Annotated in this window: 18 protein-coding genes; 11 read left to right on the forward strand and 7 right to left on the reverse strand. The window is 50.8% G+C overall.

The window, feature by feature from the left end; genetic code table 11:
* Positions 1–25: 25 nt before the first annotated feature.
* Positions 26–1,441, forward strand: coding sequence for a sulfatase family protein (locus LIW51_RS29370; protein ID WP_227379082.1), 1,416 nt, complete (start codon positions 26–28; stop codon positions 1,439–1,441).
* Positions 1,442–2,540: 1,099 nt separating this feature from the next.
* Here LIW51_RS29370 and LIW51_RS29375 read toward each other — a convergent pair.
* From LIW51_RS29375 to LIW51_RS29385, 3 genes are all read right to left on the reverse strand, one after another.
* Positions 2,541–3,767: a glycosyltransferase family 2 protein gene (locus LIW51_RS29375; RefSeq protein WP_227379083.1), complete on the reverse strand. Its 1,227-nt coding sequence runs from the start codon at positions 3,765–3,767 to the stop codon at positions 2,541–2,543.
* A gap of 481 nt (positions 3,768–4,248) precedes the next feature.
* The gene (locus LIW51_RS29380; RefSeq protein WP_227379084.1) at positions 4,249–5,856 is read right to left on the reverse strand and encodes an RND transporter family protein; all 1,608 of its coding nucleotides are present in this window, start codon (positions 5,854–5,856) and stop codon (positions 4,249–4,251) included.
* A 25-nt stretch (positions 5,857–5,881) separates the two neighbouring features.
* A complete protein-coding gene (locus tag LIW51_RS29385) occupies positions 5,882–8,203 on the reverse strand; it encodes an FtsX-like permease family protein (protein ID WP_368411884.1) in 2,322 nt (773 codons plus the stop codon).
* 1,188 nt (positions 8,204–9,391) lie between these two features.
* Here LIW51_RS29385 and LIW51_RS29390 point away from each other — a divergent pair.
* The 3 genes from LIW51_RS29390 to LIW51_RS29400 all read left to right on the forward strand — a co-directional run bounded on the left by LIW51_RS29390 (position 9,392) and on the right by LIW51_RS29400 (position 14,392).
* Entirely contained in the window at positions 9,392–12,274 is a 2,883-nt protein-coding gene (locus LIW51_RS29390) for an FtsX-like permease family protein (protein WP_227379086.1), read from the forward strand.
* 187 nt (positions 12,275–12,461) lie between these two features.
* Positions 12,462–13,478, forward strand: coding sequence for a PGF-CTERM sorting domain-containing protein (locus LIW51_RS29395; protein WP_227379087.1), 1,017 nt, complete (start codon positions 12,462–12,464; stop codon positions 13,476–13,478).
* 326 nt (positions 13,479–13,804) lie between these two features.
* Positions 13,805–14,392: a metal-dependent hydrolase gene (locus LIW51_RS29400; RefSeq protein WP_227379088.1), complete on the forward strand. Its 588-nt coding sequence runs from the start codon at positions 13,805–13,807 to the stop codon at positions 14,390–14,392.
* A 90-nt stretch (positions 14,393–14,482) separates the two neighbouring features.
* Here the strand turns inward: LIW51_RS29400 and LIW51_RS29405 are convergent, their stop codons facing one another.
* Positions 14,483–14,851, reverse strand: a complete 369-nt coding sequence (locus LIW51_RS29405; protein ID WP_227379089.1) for a helix-turn-helix transcriptional regulator — start codon at positions 14,849–14,851, stop codon at positions 14,483–14,485.
* Positions 14,852–15,095: 244 nt separating this feature from the next.
* On the opposite strand from LIW51_RS29405, the gene LIW51_RS29410 reads away from it, so the two are divergent.
* The 4 genes from LIW51_RS29410 (at position 15,096) to LIW51_RS29425 (ending at position 20,393) form a co-directional block, all read left to right on the forward strand.
* Positions 15,096–15,437 (forward strand): hypothetical protein, encoded by a 342-nt coding sequence (locus LIW51_RS29410; RefSeq protein WP_227379090.1) that lies wholly within the window; start codon positions 15,096–15,098, stop codon positions 15,435–15,437.
* Between the two features lie 69 nt (positions 15,438–15,506).
* Complete coding sequence (locus tag LIW51_RS29415) at positions 15,507–17,339, forward strand: DUF8186 domain-containing protein (RefSeq protein ID WP_227379091.1); 1,833 nt, start codon at positions 15,507–15,509, stop codon at positions 17,337–17,339.
* 84 nt (positions 17,340–17,423) lie between these two features.
* Entirely contained in the window at positions 17,424–18,923 is a 1,500-nt protein-coding gene (locus LIW51_RS29420; RefSeq protein WP_227379092.1) for a TrbL/VirB6 family protein, read from the forward strand.
* A 51-nt stretch (positions 18,924–18,974) separates the two neighbouring features.
* Positions 18,975–20,393, forward strand: coding sequence for an ATP-binding protein (locus tag LIW51_RS29425; protein ID WP_227379093.1), 1,419 nt, complete (start codon positions 18,975–18,977; stop codon positions 20,391–20,393).
* A gap of 472 nt (positions 20,394–20,865) precedes the next feature.
* Here LIW51_RS29425 and LIW51_RS29430 read toward each other — a convergent pair whose 3' ends face one another.
* Positions 20,866–21,093 carry a hypothetical protein gene (locus LIW51_RS29430; protein ID WP_227379094.1) on the reverse strand — a complete coding sequence of 76 codons (228 nt, stop codon included), beginning with the start codon at positions 21,091–21,093 and terminating at the stop codon, positions 20,866–20,868.
* 338 nt (positions 21,094–21,431) lie between these two features.
* On the opposite strand from LIW51_RS29430, the gene LIW51_RS29435 reads away from it, so the two are divergent.
* Positions 21,432–21,803 (forward strand): MarR family transcriptional regulator, encoded by a 372-nt coding sequence (locus LIW51_RS29435; protein WP_227379095.1) that lies wholly within the window; start codon positions 21,432–21,434, stop codon positions 21,801–21,803.
* Positions 21,804–21,895: 92 nt separating this feature from the next.
* Here the strand turns inward: LIW51_RS29435 and LIW51_RS29440 are convergent, their stop codons facing one another.
* Positions 21,896–23,101 carry an RNA-guided endonuclease InsQ/TnpB family protein gene (locus tag LIW51_RS29440; protein ID WP_368411872.1) on the reverse strand — a complete coding sequence of 402 codons (1,206 nt, stop codon included), beginning with the start codon at positions 23,099–23,101 and terminating at the stop codon, positions 21,896–21,898.
* Positions 23,102–23,178: 77 nt separating this feature from the next.
* Here LIW51_RS29440 and LIW51_RS29445 point away from each other — a divergent pair, with 77 nt between their 5' ends.
* Both LIW51_RS29445 and LIW51_RS29450 read left to right on the forward strand, forming a co-directional pair.
* The gene (locus LIW51_RS29445) at positions 23,179–23,532 is read left to right on the forward strand and encodes a type II toxin-antitoxin system PemK/MazF family toxin (RefSeq protein WP_227379497.1); all 354 of its coding nucleotides are present in this window, start codon (positions 23,179–23,181) and stop codon (positions 23,530–23,532) included.
* 194 nt (positions 23,533–23,726) lie between these two features.
* The gene (locus LIW51_RS29450; RefSeq protein WP_227379096.1) at positions 23,727–23,885 is read left to right on the forward strand and encodes a hypothetical protein; all 159 of its coding nucleotides are present in this window, start codon (positions 23,727–23,729) and stop codon (positions 23,883–23,885) included.
* A gap of 242 nt (positions 23,886–24,127) precedes the next feature.
* On the opposite strand, the gene LIW51_RS29455 is transcribed toward LIW51_RS29450, so the two are convergent.
* The gene (locus tag LIW51_RS29455) at positions 24,128–25,729 is read right to left on the reverse strand and encodes an LVIVD repeat-containing protein (RefSeq protein ID WP_227379097.1); all 1,602 of its coding nucleotides are present in this window, start codon (positions 25,727–25,729) and stop codon (positions 24,128–24,130) included.
* Between the last annotated feature and the right edge of the window lie 30 nt (positions 25,730–25,759).

Raw genomic sequence — 25,759 nt, forward strand, 5'->3', positions numbered from 1 at the left:
GTCAATAGGGAGTTAACAAAGCGTAATGAACGTTATTCTTCTAACGGTCGATTGCTTCCGTTATGACCGTTGTAGTTTTAATGGCCATCACCTCCAAACAACACCTGTTCTTGACGAACTAGCTATAGGATCTCAAGTATATGAAACTGCAATTGCTCCAGGTATGCGGACTGCGGAGTCATTTCCTGGCATTTTAGCTGGACAGTTGTCTCGGGACAGTTCCTATCTCGAAGAAATCCATTTGAAGAGCCTCTCTCCAGACTCCTCTACAATTGCCTCTTGTCTCTCGAAACAAGGATACAATACTGTTGCAACGATAACAAACCCACAATTAAGTACGATACGGAACTTCGATATTGGATTCGACCAGTTCCGAAATTTGGAATCTAATGCAAGTAGTCAAATCGCACAAAATCAGCCTCAGAATGAAGAATCCAGTGGTCCACCTTTGTCCGGTCTTCTTGATAATTTCAGGCGATGCCTCAATAATATCGACTCCGCACCAGTAAACCCCTTTGTTCCAGCGTATGTTGCCTATCGTGAAATTCAACGCCGCACTGAATGGCCCACAGTTCCTGCTGAAACTGTCGTCGATGAGTTTCTAGCGGACCTAGAAGCTACGACTGAACCCTTCTTTGGCTGGACCCACCTAATGGATCTGCATGCACCACTTCATCCAGGCCGTATTAACGCTGGTGGGCTTCTGTCTGCATCGTCACTCACACAATTTTGGTGGGATTCGAAGCGTGTACGCGGGAGTTATGAATCGAACTACGAACGAATGTACGATAGTGCTCTTAAATATGTTGACGCACAAATCGGAAGGCTTATACAAAATTTGAAAGTCAAAGATCTCTGGGACGAAACGCTTTTGATCGTGACAGGCGATCATGGAGAGTCACTATATGATCGCGGTGTTTATGGCCACGGCGAGGGAGAAGGTCAATTCGCGCATGTTGATACAGGTGAAATCCGTCACCACTATATGTATGATGATGTGATTAAAGTCCCACTATTGATTCATGGATCGGAGGCTTCAGTTGGACGAATAGAAAAACCGTTCTCGCTCTGCTGGCTTGGTGATCTTATCACGGACTATCTAGATGTGGAGGCCCCAACGTTCCCTCAATCACGGAAAGAATCTTCAGAAGCGGTCATTGCTGATGCTGTAACAAATGAGGGTCACACTCTCGCCGTCCGTACGGATGAGTGGAAATTGATAACATCCTGTTCGACAAATGCAGAAGATATTCGAGAGAACACTACTAACGCGTACTATATTTCTGCGGATCCTGGAGAACGAGTTCCAGTTTCTGATGTGCCAGATACCCTTATTGAAACGGCCGCAGAACTAGTTGTCAACCCAGATAACCTTCCCACACTCGATGGCCAGGTTGACGCGGCAACAAAGCAACGACTGTCAGATCTTGGCTACCGCTAAATTCGGTCGTTTTTCCGAGTATTTTTCACCCCCAATACGATCCTTATCATAGCATGATATTCAAGAATCATCCGAAAAAGTTGGTTCGGCCAGCATACTTTTGGAAACTCTCGAAGCAGGCAAACTACTCTCACGAGCGGATCGAGACGGTTTCGACCCCAACGAATGCACCGCAACACATACTGTTGGTTTGCGTCGATGCCCCCGTGCCACTAGTGCCCCGAATATCCTGGATTTTCGCTTTCAGACGCTATCGCTCCAAGCTCATGGACTTTTCCGTCAGTATCAAGCTACCTCACTGGATTATACCACATGAACATGGAGCCGTAGCGCACACAGATCCGGAAAACGACTCGTTCGCAATGCCTGCACAAACCTGACCAAAGCACACCGCTCCCAGAAATTTTCGAACAATATGAATATGATACCTTCGTTGGATACGGCTTCCCGATGCCATTCATGACTACTCGCGGTTGGTTCCAGTCACACCGAGTTTACACCGATGCCGATGCAAAACGCGTAACAAATACTTATGAATCGTAGAGATCTGGTCGTGATCGAGCATTTGGCTACCTTCATCTCGGCGACGTTCATGCTCCTATCGAAATCCCTAAAGAATACATTAGCCAAATAGATGTGGAAAATTCTATCAGCTAGTTCAAATCATTCACCAGATATACTGATAGCTAGGATGCAACCGACGAGAACTATCAAATTTATCGAAAGAATCGTCTACGGCTTTATCTGCATTCATTGATTTTGTTTCAAAAATGGCTGAATTACTTGATAATGGTCTAAATGATATGGTAGTCTACTCAAGCAGGAAAAATTCTCTCATCAAAACAAGATGGCATAACACTTTCAGCAATTGTTAGAGATGGTGATGAATATTTTGATAGTGAATTCGATACTGGCGATCTGATTTCGCGACTTATGGAGGACTGGGACGAACCGGACACTAATAGTACAACTAGTAAAATGGACGAAGATCAGCTTCGAGCACTTGATTACAAGTAGAATGAATTTTCCCCCACCCTTTTCCTACTATTTTTGCGTAAGATAAAAATACTAAAATAAGGATGGAAAATATTTATAACAGTTATTCCGCAATCGTGCTCATAAAGAATGACGAGAATACCGTCTGGACCCCGAGGACGATCGCAGTAAATGCGACGATATCGTCCATCAGAAGCGGCAATTGAGTGAAATCACTTGTAATCCATTGAATGAGTAGGAATCCAGCATATACCGTACCGGTGGTGAACATCAACAGACCTAGAGTCGCCGTGTGTTCAAGCTGCAGTCGCTTCAACAACCACCCCATTACGGGCTGTCGAGATTTCTTGATTGGATTCCCAGCAACCGTCGCAAATACCCCGAGACTGCCAATTTGATATCCACTAATAGCTAGCAGACTGCCAGCTATCATCGAGTGAATGCCCACATTTACTCCACCAATTGAAATGCTGAAATATGCGAGTGACATAATTAGCACTCCAATCCCAGTCAAAATCATTGCTGGAATCGAGAACAGATAGCCAGGCGCGTTCACGAGCATGAACTTCACGTGGCGCCAGCCATCCTCAAAGCTATCAAGTGTCGCATCACCCTCTCGCTCGTGGTACGTAATTGGGACTTCCCTGATCGTCATGTCCCGAGCACCGGCCTCCATTATCATCTCACTTGCAAACTCCATACCATCCGTTTTCAACTCCAAATTATCAAGCGCTTCTCGCTTGATAATTCGGAAGCCACTATGTGCGTCGGAGACACCGGCTCCATAAAAGGTGTTCAGAAACTTTGTCAGTAATGGGTTTCCAATATATTGGTGTAGTGGGGGCATTGCCCCTGATTTGATTTCACCTCCAAGACGACTTCCCATCACCATGTCCGCATCGTTGTTAATGACTTCATCGAGAAGTCGGGGGATATCCTCGAAATCATACGTCGTATCAGCGTCACCGATAACGATGTACTCGCCTCGAGCTCGCTCAAACGCGTATCTATATGCATACCCATATCCGGGTTCGTCTGGCTTGACGACGATTGCCCCCATTTCCCGTGCGATCTCAGGGGTTCGATCCGTCGAACTATCGCTAATGATGATCTCGGTCGTAACTCCGATTCTATCAATACCCCGTTTGATCATCTCGATACATTCAGCAATTCCCTCTTCTTCATTGAGCGTGGGCATAATCACACTCAATGTTGGAGTGACAACGCTATCCGAAGTGAGTAGGAGGTCGTCTGCAGATTTTGGAACCTGCACACCATCCTGCGTGGAGGATTGACGAGCCGTTCTCCCAGTGGCTTTTTCTTGTGACATTGATTATATGAATTTAGCTAGTCGGAGGTAGACCCTTTCTTTGTTACTAGTTTTGTTCGATCCGGTGAGGATCGTGTCTCAATAGGCGCTCTTCCGCACTTGACACAGGCATACGCATCTTCAACCGTTCGTATGACCGGCGCATTACATGAGATGCATTTGATCGATGCTGCTCGAACTGATTTTGGGAACCTTATCATAATTTATACACTTTGAATTATTTCTATAGTAAACTCTATTGATTGTAGTACTTCAAGCTTATGTTTGAGATTCTGCAATATCAACTACTATTGAGTTAACGTATATACTTTTCGGTTCAATAAATGGCTGAATGTAGTATACTAGTTAAACGTGTTCTATAGCCCATTACATTATTAGCCGAAAATGACGGTTCTGATACCAGAAGATGTAGCCGTCCAACTAGTGTCTTCCTGACTTAATGAACTGAATCCAATGCAAGCAGGCAAATACGCCTGAAGTATCAACAATGGTTCTGTTGGCTAGTCACAGGACTCGAAATCAGGAGTGAGTCATCCCCACTTGCTGAGTAAATAACGTTCCGCTTTGTAACCATTGTCTGATATTGAGTCGACCCAACTTGCTCTGGTGACGCTGGGAATAGTTGTGCGCCAACTGTCGTCCATGAATGCTGAGAAATAACTGGACATGCTGGCGGATCACCGCCACGGAGCCATTGATACAGTATAGTATCAGTCGAGTTCGTCTGGAGTGGATAGTAATATGATGCGAGTCGTGTGAGATGCCCATCACTCACCCAGGTATTAGGGACATGAGTCACAGCAAATGTGGTCGCCTCGAATTCATTTGGGGCAATTACTGCCTGTGCTGAAGTCGCTCGAAGGCCAGCAAATGCAACAGGTGCACTTACAAGTGCAAATATGAGTAGTAAAGGAACGAAACTCGTCCGAACGATATTCCAATGCTTTCTATGTGAACGACCACGAAGGCCGACATCTACTACCGTAAGTGCGGCCAGCACGGCTGCTGCCAGATGGATAAAAATCTGGCTACGTACAGCGATACCTTGGTACTCAAAGGTCAGATCCCCAGTTAACGCAAAGCCGATCAATGCAAGGGGCCCTAAGAGCATTGCGAGAACAATTGCACCGTCTTTTGTCGTCGTAATATATGGAAGTCCACGAGTCGCGAGGAAGCCGCCAACGACAATTGGAAGAGTAAACAGTAGTGCTGATGGTTGGAGCGCCGCTGTTCCTGGGAAGACAGGAACAAAGAAATTGGTAACTAATATACCCACGCCACCGAGAAGCGCGAATGTTGGCACCCCACGTTGTGCACGAGTACTCGTCGACGGGAGCCAGATCGCTACCACGATCAACACAAGAAGCCAGGCAAGAAAGAGACCCGGCAAGGATGCGACTCGCGAAAACTCACTCATCCCCATTATTGAGTAGTATCCACTAAGATAAAGCCAAAATCCAGCAACAGCGAAGCCACCAGCAAGTACTACCTGCTTCGTTGTTTGACGCAGAGCTAGAGCAAGCAAAGCAGTGATTACAAGTGCTCCAATCATCGTACTAAGGTTATGCGTGAGTGGAAACAAACTAATGATAAGTATCGTCAAAACCACCCACGAAAGTCGACCCGTCTGTACCATTCGATAGAAGACGATAGCCAACACAGCGACGAAGACAAGACCAGCACCCTCACTCGTCACTGCCGCTGACCGCCCTAAATAAATCCCCTCTGTTGCAAGCACCAGACCAGCAAGAGCAGCTGCAACACGGACAATACCTGGCCGCCATCGTAACTGCCGACCGAGACGACGGGTGAGCCAAACCGCGATCACACATGGAATACTGCCAATAACTGCAATCATTGGCTGGGCGATCCGGAGTGGGGAAACCCCTGTTAGCTGGCTACAAATCGTAAGCAGTGCAGAGAATACGTACTTGTCTGGGTGAAAATAACTATGCGAAAACGGTAGGTGGCCATGAGACAGGGTGTATCGAGCGGGAGCAGCAAATTGGAGCCCATCAAGATTAAACGGAAGATAACTCCAATAGAGCGGGATCGTTCTCATCGCAACTCCCACCATGAAAACTGTCACACCAATGAGCACGTACGACCGACGGTTATTCATTCCAAATACCTCGAGAACTAGTCGTCGAGTTGTTCGTCTGCTCGGGTGCTCTGACTAGCGCGACTGGTTGCTGTCGCAGCAGCCCAAGAGCGACGAGGAGAGCACTAAGGAGGATAATCATGAGTTCACCGCAGATTACAACACCAATCACTGTTAACGTTACCATTGGCGTAATTTGAATTCCGAATACCATTAAGAAACCACTCTTTGCAAGCACAGTCGTCGTGAGAAGTGCACCACCAAGGGCAAGTCCAGTTGCGACAACACCGATCTTGAGCGCATCGGTGAGGATGAGGAGAGTGATCTGCCTCGGGAGTGCACCAGTGGCTCGATGAACTCCGATGGCTTGCCGACGGGCGTGAATCGCTTGTGCAAACATGGCGGTGGTACTACCAATGGTCATACTGCCAGCTAACACACCGAGAATCCCAACGAGGAACGTCAGATTTCCGAATGCCGTTTCAAGAATTCGGCCGATTCCACTACTGCCAGCATATCCACCTCGGCCCGCATAGGCTGTCACGATCCGTTCATCACCAGTTACAGTGTAGGTGGCCGTGTCGAGCGTTTGCCCAGTAGCAGTCAGACGAGCCGTATATGACCCTGGTGCCGCACGCGTCAGTTGGATCTGCTTTGTCATGGTCTCACCTGGGGCGAGTGTAACGCGTTGGGTATACTGTTTTTCGGCTGCTGTCAGATCAATCTGCTCTGAGATCTCTGTCTGCCAGGGATTGTACACGGAGATCTGAGCGGTAGGTCGTACTAGGAGTGAAGGTTGGTTAGGACGGATCTGTACTTGCGCAGTAGGCGTTCGTGTTGCGGCTTTCGAGACGTTGATCGTTCTTGTTACGGACTGATTTTGATGGGTTACCGTCAGCGTGTATGTTCCAGATGCTCCAAGTGGCAGACGAGCCGTTCCATTTTGCCCCGTCGTGACTGTCCGATTCTGAATGTGAAGTGTTGCATTGGCCACCGGGTTTCCTGTAACCGTCGTCACTTGTACCTGAGGTTTGCTCGAAGGAGGTGCCGACGCGGGGAGTCCATGGACTTTGAGCGCATTCGGTTGGACAACTCTCACTGTCGCAGTTTTATTGCCGACGGTAATTTTCCGAGTACCAACGTCCGTAAGTGATACATTGACCGTGATTGTTCGCTGTGCATGTGGTTCAAGCTGGACGGTCCGTTCCCGAACCTGCTGTCCAACGTGGACACGGATCGTTCGAGAAACTGCTTTTGTACCGAAATTCTGGGCGCGAATTTGTACAGGAAGCGACTCAGTGGCCGTGATTGTCTCCGGAACGGTGACATCGAGAATTGCAACTCTTGATTGTGTCTTTGGTGTCGAATTGAGTTGTTCCGTTGTTCGAATGAAGTGTACTGTTCCTGGTTTAGCGCGTGAGAGATGCTGACCAGTCCGAAGTGACACGAGCAGCTGATCGTCATAGATGCCAGAGGCAGTATACATCCCCACAACTTTGACGCGTGTAAATGAAGCCGTTGTACTCCCGCCGAGGGTAATCGACTCACCAACCTCGATATTCCGAGTATTAGCGAGATCTGCTCCAATCACTGCCTCGTTCTGTGCACGCGGTGCTCGTCCATGTGTAAGCGTTGCTCCTGAAACAGCAGCAAACGAGTCAAATTCAACTCCTCGAACAACGAGTGATTTCCCATCGTGAGCAGTAAATACGAGCAGTTCGGGACTTGCAGTCGTTCCTTGGTTCTGTAACACGCTTGCATAGTTGCTCGGAACTTTACTGGCAACGGGATGGACTGCACCAGGCTCTGTAATCGTCGTCCCACTTGTGCCCATGAGTGGTGCAAGAACACCGGCCACAGATGCACCTACGAGAACGACTGTTGCGAACACAGCAAGTGTTGCAGTACTTGGAATGAGTGCCCGCCAGTCGAGCAGTGTCAAAGAGATAAAGTCCGGAACCCAGCTCGATGTCTGTGCCGGTGTCGATGGGGTAATAGTAGTCTCTTGACGGAGTGTTGCAGGTGGTCTTTGGCTTACTGACCAAGCTGCGCTAACACCAGCAATGATTCCGGTGAGAGCAAGTCCGCCATAGCCTAGTAGTAAGAGTTGAGCTACCTGCGGGGTTACTCGAACGGAAAGTGATGTTGGGAGCCCGGTCGCAACTGCGATATTGACCGCGGCACGCGTCATAATTACGCCGACCGCGTATCCAATTCCGATTCCCATGCCAGTGAGCAATCCAGCCCGTACTCCGAACAACCGCCACACGATACTGGGTGTACTACCGGTGGCACGGATAAGCTGAATTGCTTGGATGCGCTCGCGGACGCTCATCCGTGTGACGCTATAGACCACAACGCCAACGAGCACTGCGCCACCGAGGGCGAGCAGTGCTACGACGGAGAGCAATTGCTGAGTTCCAGCAACGAAAAACGCAAGGGCAGCACGCAGTGGGACACCGGTTGCCGGAACAGGCGTCGAATTTTGAGAGGAGGGCTGAACGACAAACGCACCAGTTGATCCAAGTCGGTTGACTGTTGCTGGCGTTGCACGATACCAGGATGGTGGTAGACTTGATTGAGAGTGTGTGTCTGTGTCTACTGTAACAGGGACTGTTAGTGACTGATTCGTCCCGACGAGGCGTAGTGTATCACTAGAGAGTCCTGAACTGCGGCTCGTACTGACACCTGCTGCTGGTGGGGATGGAATGGTGATTCCCGTTTGTGTACTGAGCGCCTGTGCTTTGTCAGGGGGAATCCCGATAATATATTGATGTGAGCCATTAGGCTGGCTAACCGTCGCTACTGGGAGGACAAGCGTGTTTGCAGACGCATGTGCAGTGGCTGTCTCGACTGAATCATAGTATGTGGCAGTTCCATCTGTGTCGTACTCTTCTGCGATGGTCGTCGTCTGTGTGCCAGCGGCGGTGAGGACAAGTGTTGTTCCAGTCAGAAATGCAACGGTAACCGTAATAACAAGGACGGCAAGCTTGTCGCGATGTGACCACCGTACAAGAATCGAACGACGGTATCCCACGGTCTACCTCATACCTTGTGTTGATTGTGAGTAGATAGTATTTGGAGTCTCCAAACCTGCAGGACAGTGGCAGACCGAATGGAAAAGGAGAGGCTTTGACTCAACGTCGCGGATCATTCAATTCCGTATGAGCGCTACCATAATAAAAAGTCCCCGATGAATCCAGGAGAATACTTAAAATATATCTCCTTAATTAGTGTCTTGATACTCAATTAATGATTTATCTCTTTCATTGATATTGAATACCGTTGAGTTATGATAAGCATATAGCTAACACTGATTCCCTTTCGCAATATCGCCAACAAATATGGAGAAAATGGGAACTAAATGAATTATACTAAAGCACTCCTCACGCAGTGGTCACGACGGGACCGACTGACAGTCCTTATTATCGCAATTACAGTCGCCTTTCTCGTGGGCACAACACTGTTGTTGGCTGCAGCAAGTACGCAGTCAGCAGCAATCGCGGGGACTGAGCGGAGTTCAATGGTCGTCCAACACTACGACTCATATGAGACTGCTCGCCAGAACGCAGCAAAATCAGATCTCGTCTTTCCAATCACTACTATCAAACAGAACGGTACAAATCACAAAATTGTTGGTGTACCACCAGATGCACCGTCTGAATTGACTCGTCTTTCTGTTTCATGGCGGAATGCAACAATCCCAGCACCGCCATCAACTGGTTTCCGTGGCACCGTCTCGACAGCCACCGAACAGCAATTTCAAACCAGTACAGGAAAGCAGGTATCTGTTCGTGTCGCCCCATACAAAACGGATGATTCGATTTTCCCTCACTCGTGGTACGTTGGAACGCCAGACACCGTGCGTTCGTTAGGAGAGACAAACGCACTCCTCATTCAGATTAACAAGGCAAACGAAGGTGGGAAACTGTCCCAACATGGAACTATTAGTCCCTCACTATTTGCGTACTTTTTGAGCGGAATGCAAGGCGTACTTCGTGTCCTTTTCGCAGCAACGGTTGCTGCTAGTATCCTCATTCTTGTCGTTCTTTACAATATCACGAGGATGAGTGTCCGCGATCGGCTCAGATCGATCATCGTCATCCGATCTACTGGCGGAACGGCACGCCGTCTTATCGGCGTTTTTGCGCTTCGAGCTGGTTTACTAGCGTTAGTTGGGTCTGTGCTAGGGTATGCGATCGGTGTGATCGCAATACGAGCAGTCGTAAATATCGCAATTGCCGCCGGGATGGCTATCTCATTGGATCCAACTGTCACACCATCAGTTGCGCGCATTCTACTCCCAATGTTGTCCTGTGTGGTTGGCATTGGTGTACTTGCAGGTGTGCTCGCGACTTGGTCGACGGTGATGACGCCTCCCTCGCAGTTAACCCAAAAACACAGAGGAACCTCTCCAGCTGAAAAGGGACAGGTACCATTGCTTGGGGTTCGCATCCATCCCCGACTACTCTCATGGCGAGCCGTAATTCCGACCACAACCACCTTGACTGTCTTTGCTCTTCTCGTTATTCTGTCAGGATCTCTTGCAGGTGTGCTCGCTCCACTTGCTACAACTTCGACGGGAACCGTCACAGAACCGGGCGCGTCATACCCAATGGAAAGCCGAATCGAGAGTCAGTATGCAACGGCACTTCGAGATAAAGGAATTAACGCAAGCCCAGAGATCATTGTTGCACAAGTCTCTGATGGGAATCCATATTTAGCAAGGGGTGCAAACTATACTGCGTTTGCTTCAGTCTCAGATGCAAAGCTGGTTGAAGGACATCCACCACAGTCCTCGGCACAGGCGGTTATTGGGCAAGATCTCGCACAAACATTAAACATCACAACTGGTGACTCAATACTTGTTGGCGGCAGTACATCGCCAGCCGTGACAGAAGTAACAATCGTTGGTGTCTATCGTGCTCCTGGCATGCTTGATGATCAACTCATTATCCCCCTTACGACCGCACATACACTCTCAACGAAACCGGGAGTGGTTCATTTCATCCGAACATCGGGTGGCTCACCAAACAAATTCGTTGATACCCAGACCGCTGGGTCTCAGTCCAGAAAGGTAGTTGTAAGTAGCGTTACTGCACCAAACGTAACGGTTGTTGACCAGCCAACAAACGTCTCTTTTACCGTTCAGAATATCGGCTCGTCAAAGCGCACTCACAACGTGACTGCATCACTTGGCGATGCCAGACATCACCAGTCAGTAACTCTCCAACCAGGAGAAGAAACAACGATTCGTACGAATTTGAGCGTCTCACAAGCAGGGAATTATACGCTGAACGTGGGACGCCACTCACAACCAGTGCAGGTCTATCAGCGCCCTCCGATCGTTCTGCCGATTACTCCACAGCAAGCACCACCAGGATCGCAGATCGCCGTCTCAGTTCAAACAATTACCGAAAAAAATGTCTCAGGTGCAACGGTGACAATTGGGAGTGCAACCGCAGTTACCAACGAACAAGGGCTAGCACTTGTACAACTTCCACAAACACCTGGCACATATGAACTGACGGCACGCAAAGATGGCCGGACAAAAACGACCCAGATACGAATTTCACCAGATGCATCACGACGATTGTTTGCCGATATTGATGTCTCACCGAATACGGGAAGTGTCTATACGAAACCAGAAGCCGATATTCGAATTGCAAATCCGTGGGGACAACCGCTCACGCGAGATATATCACTTGTCACACCATTACAGACACGGAATCGGTCAGTAACATTCCCGGCGTATAATATGAGTACCATGCCGATTACACTCGGTGCATCCGATTCGAATAGCCAGATCGCACCCGGAGAATATACTATTAAGGTTGTTTCTAATGGGACAACGATAGCTAGCGACACGTATACTGTCGTAGGTGATGAGCGGGTCCGCTCAACACTTGCTCAAAACACACAGTTTTCGAGCGGTAGTGGACTCGGACAAGCTGTGGAACTCATCTTTGGGAATTTCAGGTTACTCTTAGTAGGAATGGTGGCACTTGCCGGACTTACAACGATCGGGAGTACAACGGCAACCTTTGCACAGGTGGTCCACGCCCGTCGACGAGCGATTGGCATTCATCGTGCTACTGGCGCCTCTCAATGGCAACTTCTCAAAATCCTACTCGGTGATGTCATTCGGTTATCAATTCCTGCATCGATTCTGGCTATCCTCTGTGCGCTTGGAATCGTCTATGTCATGTCATTCACAGAGATGTTGACGATCTTTGGTATCCAGTTGTCGGTGACGACTGATCCGTTTATACTCGTTGCTACCGGCGTTGGCGCATTCCTCCTATCTTGTCTCAGTGTCTCACTTGCAGTTTTGCCATTCCTCATGGCAGAACCCACGACACTACAATCAAATTCAAGTAACACTTCGGCACCTCAGGAACGTTAGTTCCGTGGTGGTTGAGGAATCCACTCACTCTGTGTGGCGTCCTTATCCATCCTTTGTGGGGAAGCGCATCATCTAATCGAGATGTACTGAGCAAGAATCTAACAGTAGATTTGGATAAGTATTAAATACCTGCCTAAATTAAGATGGTTTGAGGTCACAAAGGAATTTAAAATTCCAAATAAAGAGAATGAATAAGAACAAGATCGTGAGTATCTTCCTCATAGGGATACTCCTCATATCCTCAGTCGGGGTTGTACAGGCAGACGGAGCAAAAGATAAAGATAAAGACAAAGATAAAGAGAAAAAGCACCCACAAAAGGTCGTTTTCAAGGTCGAGCAGATGACGATCCATAACTGGTCGTTTGTTGTGGGGCCTGATGAGACACCAGACCGGACCGTATTCGTTGGTCCTCACTCAATCAAGGACAAGACCTTCCACCTGAATGCGAATAAGCTGATGAAGGCGGACAGTGCGTCCGAGGTTGCAGCAGTCCCTGCGAAGAAGAAAGCGATGGCGAAAGCGAAAAAAGAGGTCAAACGGAAAAAGGGTGAAACTGTCCGTATCTGCTTCAGAAACATACGGATTCAGAACGTCAAAGTCATTGTAAAATTGCCAGAAAAGATGCCAAATGATATGTCTAAAAAGAAATTGGTGTCTTCATCAGAATGGCAGTCGCTGACGTCGGGGGACAAACAACTACCTTCATATCACATAACTGTTGAGCGATTGAGTATCGAGAAATGGTCGTTTGTTGTTGGCCCCGATGAGACTCCAGACGAGACAATCACGCTTGGAGATGTGACCCTCAAAGACCGCACCTTTTCCGTTGATTCTTCCTCAATGGAAGATAAGCAGTCGATGGCTGCGGTGAAATCTGTTCGGGATCAAGTAAAAGAAAAGATGGCGAAAAAGGGTGTCAAGAAAGACAAGACCTACCGTGTCATCATCCAAAACATCGAAATCCGTAACGTGAAACTCGTCTTCGGAGATTCGGGCGAGGGAGATACTCCCGGCGAAACAACGACGACGACCACAACTACGACCACTGAAGAGGATACGAGCACGACCACTACCGATTCGTCAGACGATGGGTCGGGTGGAGACGAAACGACAACTGAAAGCAATGGTCAACCTGGATTTGGCGTTGCTACTGCTGTCGTTGCTCTCCTCGGAGCAGCACTCCTCGCCAGGCGCAGACAATAGGGAAGTAACCCCTTTCACGCCTTCTTGGTGTGATATTCTGTTTCGTTGGTCAGTAAGCGAGCATACGAGAGGTGATAAGCGCCACTGGTGTACCGTTCGTGGGTATTCCATTGGCCATTTTACGTCCGCTTTTTATAATGGTCACGCGGAGGGTTCTTACGAAAATAGCATAATAGCGGTAGACACTCATTAGTATACTATACTAACAATCGATACTCAATTGTGCTATTAAACGGCTCCGTGTTCAAATAGAATTGACTAAATCGATACAAAGAGCTTATGCTAGTAGAAGAACGAGCCAGAATTATACCTAGAGGTGACTCAGTATGTACCGACACGGTCATATCGGCATTGCACTCCTTTTTCTCGCGCCGATTTCCTACGCCCTCATCCTGCGCAATCAGATTGCTCTTGCTGGGTTACTCACGCTTGGTATACTCATCATCGAACCACTTCCTGACAATGATCACTGGATACCCGGTCTCTCGCACCGTGGCGTGAGCCACTCACTGTTAGCCGCAGGCATTGTTGGACTCTTATGCGCGGGCTTTGGCTGGCTTCTTGGTCGGTATCTCACCGTCCCATTTGCACACTGGTTGCAGGCGACCATCCTTCCAGTCACCAAAGTCTCGGCTATCGCGATCATGACCGAGCAGCTCGCTACACTCACTCCTGGAACGCTCGTCGGACTCGGATTCATTGTTGGGTTTCTCGGGATCTGTGTGCATCTTGCCGGGGACATCATCACGGTCAGCGGTATCCAGCCCTACCTTCCGTTCTCTCGACAGCGAATCTCGCTGACAAATCTTCGTGCTGCTAGCACACTCGCGAACACCGTCTTTTTGCTGCTTGGCCTGCTCGCGATGGGTACTGTCATCTTCGCACTCTCTCCGCTCGCAGGAGCGTTTCCATAAGAGAATCAGACCCAGATCGAGTCCCATAGTAGACTGTGAGAAGGCCGACCGAGAGAGCGAAGACTTTCAGCAGCTAGAAGCGTCTGATGGCTACTCTGGCGTCACGATATCGTGCATAAATCGGTAATATTCTTCGACAGCCCACTCTCCCCGCCCGACCGTTGCATACGCATTCCGTCGCTTATCGCTCGTTTTCGTCTGCTTCGAGATCAATCCTTTCTCGACGAGTTGGTCAAGGCCTGGATATAATCGACCGTGGTTGATCGGCTCTGGATAGAGGTCTTCCAACGCCTCCTGCAGATCAACGCCCTCAGCTGGTCCTAAACGGTAGATGAGACACAAAAGGTGTGCCTGAAAGGCGGTGAGATCGGTCGGGAGATTATAGGAAGCAAAATCAAGAGCGGGTTCGTTCTCGTGTATGTCAGCAGAGTCGTCCTGGTTAGATCCTGAATTAGTCATACCGGAGTGACTAATCTTTGCTACTTAAATCCTGCTATAATCTATAGCAAATAATTAGTGCTAATCAAGCAGGAAAATTCGAGATCAGCACTCACCTTTGCTGGGCAAAGAAGCGTATTATCTGCCTTGGTCGTCCGAAAACATCTTCGAAATGAGTAGAGGTTGCTCCATGATATCGCTAAAATTCAGTATATTATTCATAAAGGATAAGATTTTTGCCATTGGATAAAGAACGAAAACGTGTATGCACCTCCCATTCCGACATCGAGTTCCGTATGTGGTCACTGCCCTGTTCACGATCAGTGTCAGTACTGGAATCGCCGCCGCTCAACAAAGCGAGATCACCAACTCGTTAAGTCAGATCGAACAGTTCGTCGCAACCACCCTGGGCCAGATTGGTGTCATTGTCTTCCTCGTTGGCGCAGCACTGTGGTTTGTCTCCGGCCGGAGTGCAAATCGCTCACAGTGGGGCTGGCGTGCGCTCTGGGGCGGTGCTGGGATGATCGTCCTCTCGGTCAGTTATAACGTGTTCGTCACGCTTTTCGAAAACCTTGCTCCGGGGATGATCGTCCCACCGTTCATCTAAGCCACGGCGGTTCGACAGCTCCACCGTCTTATCGCTCGCAGATACTCCCTAACAGTCTTCGCATTACGAATGCCCTCGCTCCCTGGTACCCTTGGTCGTCAACTGGCTCTCGGAACGATTGTTCTACTTCTCCTGACGAGTTCGTTCACAACTGGTGTTAGTACACAGAAGCTCGCCACTGGAACGGATGTCTTCATCTCTGACGATCCTGATCCCGACATTGGAGACCTTCCACCGTTCATCCAACCGGACTTACGTACCATCCTGCAATCCGACAATATCTCGGCAGTACAGGCCAGTCGAGTGCGCGATTTCTCCTATCCGACGTCCCAGCCATCATACGAAGTCGGCCCTCGTAATCAGACGCTCGCGGAGTATCGATCTGACAATCTCCGCAAACTCCCACATAATCGCTCGACGAGCGTATGGTTTCTCGACTCGAATCGCTCGAACGGGACAGTGGTTAAAAATGCCCATGTGACTATCCTCGGAACGCAGAACGGGACGCAAACACGTCTAGGGCAGACGAATACATCGTCACAAAGCCGATTCCTCCTTCCGCGAAACGGAACCATTCTCACGCACCTCGATTATTCGACGGCGATTCCCAATCGCACGTGTATGATCACGAATGGCACGAAGACCTGTATCAACTACACTATCTCGACGCAATCCGTCAATCGATCGCTTCGCATTGGCTCCCAATCATGGACGGCCAATGAGACCTCTCAGGAGGGTGCATCCCGGCCGCTTGCCTACACGAATGCACAGGCGACTGGCCAAACAACAATGGTCGTTCGAGCGACGATCAAGACACAACTCACCCGCCATACAACGACCGCTATTCGGACCAAATCGGGGTGGGAGCGCACAAACACGACTTCGAACACGACGCTCCTCTCGCATACGGTTCGTGATACAGTACCCGTCGTGATCACACCAAACCAGCGACTCAATGCGACGCAAACACTCGTCACTTCGAATGGCGATATCAAACGTATCGTCATTACCCTCGACGGGCCTAAGACACTCTCCGACCGGCGTCACTGGAGTTACGCGACGTTCAAATCGAGCCAAATGCGTCTGCAGAACGTGTGGGGCATCTACTCCCAGCATCGGTACTCGAATGCGACGAAAGGCACCCAACGACCGAATACGACGCAGACACTCAATATCTCAGCACGGCCATCTGCTCTGTCTGATGGGCAGATCAATCGCTCCTTGGCATCCATCACGATCTCACAGGAGACACTCCCACCACCGAATGTACTCGAAAAACAGCTGATCGCCGTTCGGAGTAAGCCAGCCATCGCTCATACTGGCCCACAGACAGCGACGACTGCAACTGTTGATCGTGTTTACACCGTCCCGCTCACCGCAAAGTCCGCACCACTGAAATCGACTGTCAATCTGTCATCGGTGCCACCACGAGCCTCTACTCGTATTGTCATCACGAACGTCGATCAACCACTAACGAATCTCTACGATATTCACGGCAACGAAATTCCGTTGGCCACGAAGACTGCCTCGGAACACCCGGTCTCGCTCACCTTGACAAAACAGGATAAGCGACACGTTCGGATCGAACTCACCGACGCGCAGACGGGGGAGCCGGTTCCTAACCAGTCGATCTATCTCCATGGGGCCGTCCAGGGTCATGTCACGACAAATAGCGACGGGGTCGCTGTCGTTACGCGTAATGATAGCGCCGTCGAAGCGACGTTTCGCGGTGACACCACCAACTCAAAAGGCGTCTACTACGCCCCATCACATGAACGCATTCGGTTTGCGCCGACACCGTTCAACATCTATAGCGCACTCTTGCACATCAGCAAGGGGTTCGTCTCGGTCATCGCGTTCGTGCTATTTTATCTTCCATTCCACTATCTTCGTCGGAGATAATTCATGATCCGCAAGAAAATATTTTTTACGGTACTACTATGATATACAAGTGAACACCAAGTAACCCGCGACCTGCTGACGCTCATGATTGGCACCCTCATCCGAACGTCGTCGTCCTCCGTTGCGAGCATCGTCCCGCATGTGTTTCACCGTTTCTCAGCTGGCGCGACACTCGTCGCACAGGAGACAACGTCATATGTTGTTGCCGCTGGGTTCACCGGGTGGATCGGGGATCTGTTTATCTGGCTTATGACAAAGCTCATGGGTTTTGTCGGGGTGCTCATGTCCGGGGGAGTGTACACATTTCTCGTCTTCGATAGCCCGTATACTGATCCACAATACCTCCAGGCATTCGATCATCTGTTGGGCATCTTCCCACAGTTGCTCGCAGTCGTCGTGATGGCTGGGTTTGCGTCACAGCCATTTTCAAAGAAAGCCGACGTGGATAGCGTGATCTTGGTTTGGAAGGCACTCAAAGCGATCATCTTCGTTGCAGTGGGGCGCCAACTCATGCATTTTGGTCTGTTGCTCGTCAATGCTGTGGTCACCTACATCTACCCCCAGAGCTATGGGGCGTTCAGTACGGAGATTCTCAAATCAGGGATGGAGGGAGCGGCTGCCTCGGCGGGTGTCGTGGCCGTTGGCATGGTCATTCTCAGTGTGACCTCGATCATTGGGATTCTCTTGTTGTTTGCGATGCTGATCGTCCGTGAGTTCCTCTTCGTGGCGATGTTTGTCACGCTGCCCATCCTCGCAGTCATGCTCTATCTTGACTTCGGGCCATTCGAGGACTCGGCAAAAGCCGCGAAGATGTTCATCAACGCGACGCTCTCGCTCTTCCTAGCGGGCATCTTCATGGCGGCGCTCATGTTTGTTGGGACGGTCGCGGTCGGTGGCGGCGGGCATGGGGCAGCGAATGCAGCCGCAAATGCAGGGTCGAATCCCGGCTCGTTCAATGATGTTCTCGAGTCATTCCTGTTCTGGCTGATTGGACTCGTTGCGCCTGCGCTCTATGGGTTGAAGACAGCGATGTCCTCGGGATTCATTCCTGGGCGGGTACGTAGCCGGCGGAAACGGAGTTCTGGAAGCCGCTCGGCTGCATCATCAGGCCGGTCTGGGGAGTCAAGCCGTGCGAGTATCATGAAGCAGGCGCGCTTTGGTGGGAAACAAGCCGGTAGTTACGCGAGTTCCAAGATTGGCTCTCTTGATCAGCGGACTACTGGTGGAAAAGTAGGTGAGAAACTCAACAGTAGCGTAAACAAAGCCACTTCAACTAGTAGCGGTATCAAAGATAGTTTTGGGTCAAAAGTTGAAGGAACAATTGCAGAAGACGCAACTAAAGCCGGCAAAAGAGGAACACAATATACGAAGAAAGGTGGTAAACGTGCAGCCAAAGACGCTCGCTCCGGAACGAATTTTGCACTTCGGAATCTTGACCGCTCACCGCTTGATTGGGCAGAGGCAGGTCTGGAGCACTATCGTGAAAACCCAGTTATTAACGACCCTCAGGATGGAGTTGGCTCGAAACAGCAGACATTGAGGGAATGGGCCGACTCATCGACCAGTGACTATCGGTCGAAATGATGTCTGCTGGCAGAATATATTTGGGTAATTAAGGAGAATTATAATGTGACTATGGACGATCAAGAAAACACTACGTCCACAATACCTCAAGATAATTCTGATTACGTCTTGAAGAATTTGATCATAGTCGCAGTCACAACGATCGTAGCATCACTGTGCTATCTTTTCGTACCGATAGGGATATTCTTAGCCGGTAGGGAACTGTCCATTCTCCTTGGTGGACTCATTTCGGCAATTCTAAGCTTATTAGCCATGTGGTTCCTACCTCCTCTCGTCACATCTGTCTTTTTTGAAGTTCTGAGGCAGTTAGCTCAGGTAGAAAAAGAAAATATGTATCCGGGGTGGTTTTTAGGAGCGATTATCGGAGTACTTCCACTTACCGGAATTTGGTTTCTTCCTCTTTGGAGTCACGTTTCTCCGGAATTTGCAGCAATCTTACAACCGTTCCGAGTTGAATCGATGCTTGATAATTCGTGGCTAATGATTCTGAGTTGGTTAACATGTATTCCAGCCCAGATCATGGGATTGGCACACCTCGAACAAGGAAATAGTCCAACGGATACAGCAACCAGTCAACAAAAACTGTCAGTACAGAAGAGATATGACCAACACGCTAGAATCAACTCTCAAAAGAATCGGCCTTCTACTAGCAATACCGATGAAGAGGCTAAAGAGACTAGCAGTCCATCTCTATCGACACTCACATTTGGCTGGGAGCCAGCTCCCACTACGACATTCGGCGCTGTCGGTGGAATGGACGACCTCAAACGTGATATCCTCCGATCGGTTCTTCGTCCCCTGTCCCACACTGATGCGGCCTATGAGCGGTTTAACGTCTCTCCACCGAATGGCATCCTCCTATATGGCCCACCTGGTACCGGGAAAACTCACTTCGCTCGAGCGATTGCTGGTGAACTCGGCCATCCGTACCTCGAGCTGAGCGCTGGCGATATCAAAAGTCGGTGGGTGAACGAATCTACTGAAAAAGTCAACCAGTTGTTTAGCGAGGCTGAGCAGTTCGAGCGCTGTGTGATCTTCGTGGACGAAATTGACGCCCTCCTTGCTGGTCGGGGGAACGACCTTCATCGGGAGCACGCTCAAGTCGTCAACGAGTTTTTGGCGCACTTAGACGATGAAGATCCGAATTTTCTGTTGATCGCGGCGACGAATCGTGCCGACCTTCTCGATGAGGCTGCCACTCGACGTGGTCGCTTCGATCAGCAGTATGAGGTCGGTCTCCCCGATATGGAGGCACGGAAGCGGATATTCCGCGTGCGACTCCGCGAACTCCCATCGGATCTCGATGAAACTGATTATGAGACGCTCGCTGAACAAACAGCGGATCACAGCGCAGCGGACATCGTCGGAATTGTAGATGATGCTGCAATGCAGGCCGCCGAACGAGATGCACAAGCAATCACGTATGATGATCTCGTCAAGTCGTTTCCTGATTCTATGTCGACCAAATAGGTAATCACAGACACGAAAGAAGGGCTCTCGGCCCTGTTGAGGCTCTGGCAGGCTCAGAAACGGCATGGTACGAGTCGTGTGAACATACATTCCTAGTGGATCATGTGGTTCAATCTGATAAATAATTGTCTGAAGTTCACTTTTTCTCAATATAATGCCCGATTACTTAATGGAATCCATAGATAAGAGAGTTCTATGATAAGCCGCCCCTTCACTGATATCGAACCTAAATTACGGACCGGTGTCCGACTTCGCGAACATCTTGCACGACATCTACCTGTTCTCATTGCAGTCTTGTTCGGTGAGACCGTAGTAGTCACCGGGTTCTGGTTCGACACTGCTCCAATTGAAGCGCTACTAGCGGGAAGTATAGTGGCCTGCGTTACACTGCTTGGTTATAATCGTATCAAAGAACGAGAGCGGTAATCTGTTCTCGCGATCAACACTTCTTCGCTGCACTCGAGAAGAGCTATCACTTGTGTAGATCGTCCCCGTAGTTATCGGAGAAGACGTCCGCATCACATTTTGTGACGATGAGGCACTCGCCAGCCGCGACAAGGTGATCGACCAATTCGAAGCAGTCCGTGGCTGTACGTGTTGCCACGACCATCTCATCGATGAGATAGACGCGCTCCTCGCAGGTCGTGGGAACGATCTGCACCGTGAGCATGCCCAGGTTGTCAACGAGTTTCTCGCCCACTTAGACGATGAAGATCCAGTTTTCTGCTCACCGCAGCAACGAATCGTGCGGACTTGCTTGATGAAGTGGCGACTCGGCGTGGTCGCTTTGATCAGCAGTACGAGGTTGGCCTCCCCGGGGTTCCTGCCGGCTGATTTACGGCGGTAGTGTAGCTGAATGTGCGCGATTCACGCCTGCCGTTTACGGCAGGATTCTCTCCTCGAAGAAAGATAGATACGATCTCGAATCACCTCAAGGAGTGAGAAGTCTCGTTATTCCTTCTATCCCCGTATTCACGGTAATCACAGGGCTTTCACCACTAACACTCTTAACGGTGGACTCATTACCTACACATACCAATGTCCATCGACCGAAAAACGTTCGAGAACGCGAGCGAGGACGAACTTGAGGAACTTTCGGTTCCAGATCAGGTACTCGGATTCCTCGCGGCTCACGATGACCGCGCGTTCAAGGCGCGCGAAATCGCCTCTCAGATTGGTCTCGACGAAGGGGCAGTCAGTACAGCCCTCTCGCGATTGAAGGATCGTGCTCTCGTCGAGCACAAGGCGACGTACTGGGCGGTGACTGACGATCGAGACCGACTCGAAGGGTACGGCGGCTACGAGCGGGCGACCGCGCTCTTCAATAAGCAATTCGGCGAAGAGAACAAGAGAGCGTGGCGTGAGCACGCACCCGATGAACCACATCTGAGCGTTGAGGATGAACAGTGAACGGTCAAGACGACATCCCAATCTTCGAACGAGGCGACGTCATCTGTCAACTACCCCAGCGTTAACGCCGGGGCTTGTCGGTGAACTCCCGTTCAAGCCGAAACTTCGGCGGACGTAAACTCGTCGCTCACGTTCAACGTTCCCGACTTCAGGGCCAGTTGACGGTTGGCCCGTCCACGCGGAGACTTTTGCCCTGCGTGGACATGCTTAATGCCGATGTTCTTCGCCGCGTTGTAGTCCGCGTGGACCTCGTAACCACACTTTCGACAATAGAACCGTTCCTGCTTTGGCCGGTTCCCACGCTCGGTGTGACCACATTTCGAACAGCGTTGGGATGTGTACGCCGGGTCAACTTGTTTCGTTCCTATCCCGAACTCGGCGGCTTTGTACTCAACGTACTCGTAGAGCCGCCGGAACGCCCACACGTGAAACGCTTTTGCGGCCGGCATTCGGTCCCGAATATCGGTTAAATCCTCAAAGGCGATTGTAGAACAGTCGTGTGTCACCGCCTCTTGAACAAGTGCTTTCGATATTCGGTGGAGGTAGTCTTCCGCCCACCGGCTTTCTCGTTCGCCGATTCCGTCGATTGTCCGGTGGGCTGATTCCGTCCCGGTCTGTTGGAGCGACCCGCGGATTGTCTCGTATTCGCGGCGTCGATGATTGAGGTAGCCAGCGGACCACATTCTCCCCGTCGAAGTGGTGGCTATCGTCTTCACGCCAAGGTCAACGCCGAGGACCGTCCCGCCCTCGGCTTCCTGTGGTTCGTCGTCTTTGGCTACGCCGACATGAAGGTAGTAGTCGCCATTTCGATAGTGAAGCGTTGATTCTCGAAGCTCCCACTCGTTGTCTCGCAGGTACTCAGTCTGTGGATTTTCGCCTTCCGGCGGTAGAATGTACTCGGCTTTGACGCGCCCGTTGATTGCTGCAAGCGTACAGTGGTTATCCCGGTATGTCACCGCATTCTTGTTGTAGACAACAGTATTGGCGGTGAACCTCGGGTGCGTGGCGTACTTTCCGTTCTGCCATGCTGAAGTGACGCCTTTCACAGAATCTGCCGCGTAATTTCGTGCTGCACACACAAGGTCGGCGTTCAACTCGTTGGTGGCTTCGCGGACCTGTTCATATGTGAGTTTGTGAAGCTTCGTTTTCGACGTGATAACGTAACCGTCGTCGTCGCGCTCGAAAGCGCGGTCCGCGACCATCTGGGCGGCTTGCTGGAACTGCGCAGTAGTTTCGCAGAGGTCGTCGCGCCGCTCGTTAGGAACGGCTAATTTCACGACGACGGTACGTCGAATCACGATCCCATATACAGCATTTACTATCATAAAAGTATATGATTTAGCCAGATGATTGAGAAAATTGTGTAGTGGAGCTTATGCGATTCCCGCCCGGCCTAAAGGCCGGGTTTCCCTCTCTGTTTAAAGATGGTGACGATCCATTCAAGGGCGAAGAAGAGTCTCGCCCCTGGGTGATCCTCTCAAATCATGAAGGTCGCCCGTTCCATGGCGAGCAGTATATCGAGCTGACATTAACATCAAAATCGTGGCTGGACGGCCTTATCAATATTTCCGAGGAGAGCTGGATTTGTGGTGGAACACCGGACAAGAGCCGAATAGTTCCGTGGGGCGTCCAATCAATTGACCAAGAGGACATCGACTTCTGGCAAGGCCGTCTCGAGAGTGATCTCATCAACGAATCGGTGGCTGCTCTCGTTGATGAACTCCAGTAACAGAACTCCTCTCTAGCGATATGAACAAATAGCGGATCGCAGCGTAACGGACATCGTCGGACTCGTTGACGATGCTGCAATGCGTGCTGCCGAACGCGACGCCAAGGCAATCATGAGAGCAGATCCCCTCGATTGTCGTTGAACAAATCTAACGCTTGATTCTCAGATAATTCACTACAACAGTCTCGGCCGAAGTGACTACCGAAACGTCGACCCAGACCGCGACGCCGAGCGACCCCGACACATCGTCAGCCGTCGAGTACGGCGTCAATATCGACCTACCTCAATCCGATATCTTGGACGGAGTGAGGTCGGAACGCCACACTCTAGTGTCGATGCAAATGGCGACCTAAAAATTCGATTAGAAATCGAAGCGCAACGTGAACTGATCCCATCGGTAGCGGAAGCGAATTGTAACTTGGACACACAGATCATTACGGCGAGCAAATTGTCGCTCTCCACTGATGCATCCATAATCGGTGCAGGTACAATCGAGACGGAACTAGAGGTTCTCAGTCCGGAAACCGACAATTCGATCGGCTTTGCCACGTTAAATCGGTCAATCGATAAATGAGAGAATCTGGACAGCGACCACCTATGTGCTGAGTAGGGCGTCAAGCGCCGCCCACAGGTCGTCGCCGTACCGCCGTGCCAGCGTCATGAATCCGATAGAACCGACGACACCCGCCACACCGACGCTCGCATTCGTGACGTTGCTGTCGGGTTTGTACCGGAGAGCGTAGATGCCGGTGTTGATGTCGGCGGCGTAGGTGACGCCGTTCTGGGTCACGGCCGTCCAGGTGAACGGCGCGGCGTGGTTCAAGCCAACTACCTTCGACTCCTCCGGGACGTCCTTAGCAGCCTGGAAGTAGCCCCTCTCGGTGAGCGACCAGTTCTCGGTGTCGATGCGCAGGAAGCGAGTCCCGCCGTGATAGTGACCGACGTGGATCCACTTCCCCTCGGTGACGGTGAAGTTGTGCGGGCTGAACGTGTAGGTGCCGTCGTAGGATACATCGTCGCGCCACTCCCAGTAGTCAAGTTCGACGATGTTGTCCTCACCCTTCGTGTACCCGTCGTCAAGGCCATCGGCGTCGAGGAGCTTCACGTGCCCCGTGTGACCGTTCTTATCGCTTGGGTACTCGTGACCGGCAACGAGAACCCGCTTGCCGTCGAAGTACGTCGGTGCAGGCTCTGCATAGTGGGCGTTCGACATCGTGAAGTGCCCGAGCACGGAGATGTCCGTCGGGTTCGAGAGGTCGAGCGCGTACACGCCGGCGTTCCAGTACGAGAGATAGCCCACGGGACTCTCCAGACGGGGGTCGTCCTGGACGGCAATGTCGTGGATGTACGTGTCGCCGCCAGTGACGTTGCCGTCCGCGAAGTTTCCTTGCTGGTTCCACGTGTTGACCAGTTCGAGGACACCTGTCGGTCGGTCGAACTCAAAAACATACACCCCGGAGGTGCCATCCAATTCAATATCCTTGATGGCAAAGACGTAGTCGGTGCCGCCGATTTTGTGGTGCCAGCAGTTGTGGAATCCGGTGTCGTGGGCAAAGGTACCGGCGATCGTCGGGTTCTCTGGATCGGTCACGTTGACGGCCGTAATCGCCCCCGCCAGTGTCCCGGTGGAGTCTTCCTCTGTACTTGGTGTCGGGTCAGGGTCGTCGAACAGCGCTGAGATGGGCTGTTTCGTATAGAACACGTAGTCGCCGTCGGCGCTCGTTTTGAGATCCATCACTGCTGCTGCGTCGTTGTCGTTGCGGACGAACGCGACGAAGTCCATCTCGGCGTTCCGAAGGTCGTTGGTGTTGTCTGGGGCGTTGAACTCCGAGATATCGATGACACCGATGCCTCGGTTGTTGGTTGGATCCTTCGAGGAGAAGAAACAGACATACGCGTAATCCCCGATGACGCGCATCTCGGAGATGCCGCCGTAGTGTGGATTGTCAGCCGAGTTAGTACTCGATGGCCCTCGCTGGCCGAGGCTGTGGTAGTCCAGCAGTTCGACGTTGCTCGACGATCCGTGAAGGTTGGCGTCTGTGTGGTCATGATCCGACGAGGTACCGTCGCCGGAGGAGTCGCCATTGAACTCGTGGGCGCTCGCGGTCGGCACGGCCGCGAGTGCCCCGTAACCGCCGATCGTCTTGAGCACTGTGCGTCTCGTTGTGTCCGTCAGTGTGGTGTGGTCGTTGGTCATGAGTTCGTAATGTGGTGTCGCATGTTTGTA

The sequence above is a fragment of the Haladaptatus halobius genome, assembly GCF_020618475.1.
Classification (GTDB): domain Archaea; phylum Halobacteriota; class Halobacteria; order Halobacteriales; family Haladaptataceae; genus Haladaptatus; species Haladaptatus halobius.

Bases quoted from the DNA above. Each gene is read 5' to 3' on its own strand.
- LIW51_RS29370 (WP_227379082.1), top strand. From the start codon at position 26: ATGAACGTTATTCTTCTAACGGTCGATTGCTTCCGTTATGACCGTTGT.
- LIW51_RS29375 (WP_227379083.1), bottom strand. From the start codon at position 3,767: ATGTCACAAGAAAAAGCCACTGGGAGAACGGCTCGTCAATCCTCCACG.
- LIW51_RS29385 (WP_368411884.1), bottom strand. From the start codon at position 8,203: ATGAGCGTCCGCGAGCGCATCCAAGCAATTCAGCTTATCCGTGCCACC.
- LIW51_RS29390 (WP_227379086.1), top strand. From the start codon at position 9,392: ATGGTCGTCCAACACTACGACTCATATGAGACTGCTCGCCAGAACGCA.
- LIW51_RS29395 (WP_227379087.1), top strand. From the start codon at position 12,462: ATGAATAAGAACAAGATCGTGAGTATCTTCCTCATAGGGATACTCCTC.
- LIW51_RS29400 (WP_227379088.1), top strand. From the start codon at position 13,805: ATGTACCGACACGGTCATATCGGCATTGCACTCCTTTTTCTCGCGCCG.
- LIW51_RS29405 (WP_227379089.1), bottom strand. From the start codon at position 14,851: ATGACTAATTCAGGATCTAACCAGGACGACTCTGCTGACATACACGAG.
- LIW51_RS29410 (WP_227379090.1), top strand. From the start codon at position 15,096: ATGCACCTCCCATTCCGACATCGAGTTCCGTATGTGGTCACTGCCCTG.
- LIW51_RS29415 (WP_227379091.1), top strand. From the start codon at position 15,507: ATGCCCTCGCTCCCTGGTACCCTTGGTCGTCAACTGGCTCTCGGAACG.
- LIW51_RS29420 (WP_227379092.1), top strand. From the start codon at position 17,424: ATGATTGGCACCCTCATCCGAACGTCGTCGTCCTCCGTTGCGAGCATC.
- LIW51_RS29425 (WP_227379093.1), top strand. From the start codon at position 18,975: ATGGACGATCAAGAAAACACTACGTCCACAATACCTCAAGATAATTCT.
- LIW51_RS29435 (WP_227379095.1), top strand. From the start codon at position 21,432: ATGTCCATCGACCGAAAAACGTTCGAGAACGCGAGCGAGGACGAACTT.
- LIW51_RS29445 (WP_227379497.1), top strand. From the start codon at position 23,179: ATGCGATTCCCGCCCGGCCTAAAGGCCGGGTTTCCCTCTCTGTTTAAA.
- LIW51_RS29455 (WP_227379097.1), bottom strand. From the start codon at position 25,729: ATGACCAACGACCACACCACACTGACGGACACAACGAGACGCACAGTG.